This window comes from Micrococcus sp. PSi08, from assembly GCF_054960655.1.
Genome location: NZ_JBHNYP010000054.1, coordinates 1 through 3,036, shown reverse-complemented (window position 1 = coordinate 3,036; position 3,036 = coordinate 1). Strand labels below are relative to the sequence as shown.

The window sequence follows — 3,036 nt, the reverse complement described above, 5'->3', positions numbered from 1 at the left end:
CGGACGCCTACAAGGGCCGCAACGTCATCGAGCGTCAGTACGCTCACCTGAAGCAGTGGCGGGGTCTGGCGACCCGGTATGACAAGTACGCGATCATCTACCGGGCCGCTGTGGTCCTGAATGCTGTGCTCGCGTGGTCAAAACGATTGTCAGACATGCCCTAGACGCGTACGCGCTGATGGCCGGGTTCGTGATGGACGAGGGCAGGACGTGGGGCGAGATCGCCTACCCCTTCCAGCGTGCCGACGCTCAGGCCGTGCTCGACACCTCCGAGGGCGCGCCGCGCCGTCACTTCATCCTGCGCGGGCGCGGCATGTCCAAGACGACGGATGTCGCCGCGATGTGCCTGGCGCTTTTGCTGACGGAGGCTCCGGCCCGCGCCCGGTGCCACATCTACGCCGTGGACGCGGAGCAGGCCGGGTTGTTCGCGGATGCTCTGGCCGGGATCGTCGGGCGCACGCCGGGTCTGTCCGGGGCCGTGGATCTCGGGGCGCGGTCGGTGCGCGTGCGCTCGACCGGGGCGACGCTGACCGTGGAAGCCTCGGACGCGGCCTCGGCCTACGGGACACGGCCCTGGCTGTCGGTGGTCGACGAGTTGGGCGTCTGGCCCTCGACCACCAACCACCGGCGGCTCTACGGGGCGATCGTCTCGGCAGTGCCGAAGGTGCCCGGCTCGCGGCTGTTGGTGATCGGCACCGCCGGTTCCCCGGTCGGGCTCGGGGCGGAGGTATGGGCCGATGCTCAGGACTCTGCTCACTGGCGGACCTCGAGGACGCCGGGGCCGTCGCCGTGGTGGTCCCCGCAGGACGTGGAGTCCACACAGTCGGATCTCACGGCGGCGGAGTGGCGGCGTCTGATCCTGTGCGAGTGGGCCGAGTCGGATGATGCTCTGACCCGTCCGGAGGACGTGGAGGCCGCGATCCGGCCCGGCTCGCTGAGCATCGACCCGCGTCCCGGTGTGGAGTACGTGGCGGCGCTGGACGTTGGTACGCGCCGCGATCTGACCGCGCTGGCCGCCGGGCACTCGGAGCGCACTCCGGAGGGTCGGCGGGTCGTGATCGACCGGGTTGTCTACTGGCGACCGGAGCGCAATGCGAAGGTGGATCTCGCGGAGGTGGAAGCCTCGACTCTGCGGCTGTGCCGTCAGTACCGCGCCAAGTTGCGGTTCGATCGGATGCAGGCCGAGCAGTTGACCGGCAACCTCACGAGACAGGGCGTGCGCGCGGAGGAGTTCGTGTTCTCCTCGGCTGGGGCGAACCGGCTGGCGCGGTCGACCTATGTCGCGCTTCGTGACCGTGCTCTGTCGCTTCCGGATGATCCGGAGGTGCGGACGGAGTTCCTGTCCGCGCGGCTGATCGAGACCGGCCCGTCCACGGTGAAGTTGCAGAATCCGCCGGGCACGCATGATGACATCGTGGCGGCGGTCGGCATGGTCATCGCGGATCTCACGGACCGTCCCGAGGTGGGGCCGGGGTCCGTGGCCGTGCCGAGGGGCAGAGTCGTCAGGGACATCGGGGCGGCGGCGCGGTCGTCGATGAGCAAGTCCGCGGCCTCGAGGCAGGCTGCGGAGATCGCTCTCCGTAGGGCTGAGCGGACGGGTGCTCCGGCGCCGCGTCGGATCAGCAGCGCGAGCAACTTGCAACGCATTCGCCGGGGCTCGGAGGGTCGGTCATGAGCCGGACCGACGGGAAAATCGACGGTCGCTCCCAACTGGTCCGGAGTCCCGAGGCGCTGGACGCCTACGCCTCGCTCACGGTGGCTCTGCTGGAAGCCCCTGACGGCTCTGTGCCGTGTCAGGAGGAGCCGGACGGGTTCACCGGCTGACCGAGCCGAGGAGAGAGGGCGCAGGCGGCGATTCTGTGCCAGTCGTGCCCGGTTCTGGACTTGTGCGCGGCGTACGCGGAGACGGCGAAGGAGCGCTTCGGGATCTGGGGCGGGGAGGACCGGACGAGATAGCCCTCCCCGCCTCAGCGTCAGCAGTCGGGCTTAGGCCTGGGGCTCGCCCCCGGTGGTTGCGCCGTCCTCTCCCCGGATTACTTCACCCTTGAGCGTTCGCACCTCAAGTTCGACCGCAGCGAGCGCGCGAAGCAGTTCCCGGAAGTCCTCCTTCTGAAGATCGAGGATCGACTGAAGGTCCCCGCCCTGCTCATTCCACGCGTCGGTGCGCTCCTTCATGTTCTTCGCGGCACCGTAGGCGATGGGGGTGAGGTCCTCCGCTAGATTCTCGATGATCGTGGTGTTCGGCTGTTCGTTCATGCTGCTTCTCCTGACTGCGCCCGGCGGTCGGGCGTGGTCTGAACCTATCCACTGCGAAAGTCCAAGTAGTTGACGGCCAAGGCGACACGCTGGCTGTGCCAGCATGGAGCCATGCACAGTCACGCAGACCCGCACCGACCGGTCTACCTGCCCGACTTGCAGCGTGATGAGATTCTCCGGTTGGTGCCTGGACAGACTGGCGAGGTCACCACGCTGGCAGCCTTCGCATCGATTCCGGAGATTGAGGCACTTGGGTGGCCGCTCGATGTCGTGGACCAGTGGCTCTACGAGCATCTGCCTCTCGATGAGTTCCTCTGCGAGTACGTTGCCGTGGACCTCTCGCGGGTCCGCTGGTCTCGCGAGGAACTGTCGACAGAGGTTCTAGAGGTGGTGCCCACGGGGAAGGGCGGTGCCGACTATCTGGCCCAGGAGGCCCCGGACTATCACGGGCACTGGATCAAGGTTCGCGGCGGGCGAGTCGTGCGGGCTTGGGAGGAGCAGGGGACGTGGCTCAGGGCCCCGATCCTCCTCGATCGCGGGTGCTTCGGAGGCCCCTCCGGGGCGCTGCAACTTGTGGAAGGGCGTACTCGGGTCGGCGTGATGCGTGGACGGCTGAGGGACGGGCTGAACGTGGCCCCGCAGCACACCGTCTGGATCGGTCGTCCCGCTCTCGATCCAACGCCGTGAAGGGACTGTGATCGCTCACAGGGGCGGTCACAAACGGCAGAACACACGACGAAATGAAGGGCGACGAGAGGTCACCAGGCAGGGCACGATCCG

The 3,036-nt window shown here is 67.9% G+C and carries 4 protein-coding genes and 2 pseudogenes; 5 read left to right on the top strand and 1 reads right to left on the bottom strand.

All coding sequences use genetic code 11. The features are described from left to right. The 4 genes and pseudogenes from ACFI33_RS11690 to ACFI33_RS11675 all read left to right on the top strand — a co-directional run. Positions 1–164: pseudogene (locus ACFI33_RS11690) on the top strand (IS5/IS1182 family transposase); the annotation flags it as partial. A gap of 14 nt (positions 165–178) precedes the next feature. Then, positions 179–1,675 carry a hypothetical protein gene (locus ACFI33_RS11685; protein WP_206481998.1) on the top strand — a complete coding sequence of 499 codons (1,497 nt, stop codon included), beginning with the start codon at positions 179–181 and terminating at the stop codon, positions 1,673–1,675. Beyond that, positions 1,672–1,824 carry a hypothetical protein gene (locus tag ACFI33_RS11680; protein WP_206450605.1) on the top strand — a complete coding sequence of 51 codons (153 nt, stop codon included), beginning with the start codon at positions 1,672–1,674 and terminating at the stop codon, positions 1,822–1,824. The genes ACFI33_RS11685 and ACFI33_RS11680 overlap by 4 nt, the downstream gene beginning before the upstream one ends. 24 nt (positions 1,825–1,848) lie before the next feature. Next, a pseudogene (locus ACFI33_RS11675) lies at positions 1,849–1,956 on the top strand (WhiB family transcriptional regulator); the annotation flags it as partial. A 30-nt stretch (positions 1,957–1,986) separates the two neighbouring features. On the opposite strand, the gene ACFI33_RS11670 reads toward ACFI33_RS11675, so the two are convergent. Further along, on the bottom strand, positions 1,987–2,256 hold the full coding sequence (locus tag ACFI33_RS11670) for a hypothetical protein (RefSeq protein ID WP_206450606.1): 270 nt from the start codon (positions 2,254–2,256) through the stop codon (positions 1,987–1,989). A gap of 111 nt (positions 2,257–2,367) precedes the next feature. On the opposite strand from ACFI33_RS11670, the gene ACFI33_RS11665 reads away from it, so the two are divergent. Continuing rightward, positions 2,368–2,943 (top strand): hypothetical protein, encoded by a 576-nt coding sequence (locus ACFI33_RS11665; RefSeq protein WP_206450607.1) that lies wholly within the window; start codon positions 2,368–2,370, stop codon positions 2,941–2,943. Positions 2,944–3,036: the final 93 nt, after the last annotated feature.

Excerpts from the sequence above, each read along its gene's own strand:
- ACFI33_RS11670 (WP_206450606.1), bottom strand. The coding sequence starts at position 2,256 with ATGAACGAACAGCCGAACACCACGATCATCGAGAATCTAGCGGAGGAC.
- ACFI33_RS11685 (WP_206481998.1), top strand. The coding sequence starts at position 179 with ATGGCCGGGTTCGTGATGGACGAGGGCAGGACGTGGGGCGAGATCGCC.
- ACFI33_RS11665 (WP_206450607.1), top strand. The coding sequence starts at position 2,368 with ATGCACAGTCACGCAGACCCGCACCGACCGGTCTACCTGCCCGACTTG.
- ACFI33_RS11680 (WP_206450605.1), top strand. The coding sequence starts at position 1,672 with ATGAGCCGGACCGACGGGAAAATCGACGGTCGCTCCCAACTGGTCCGG.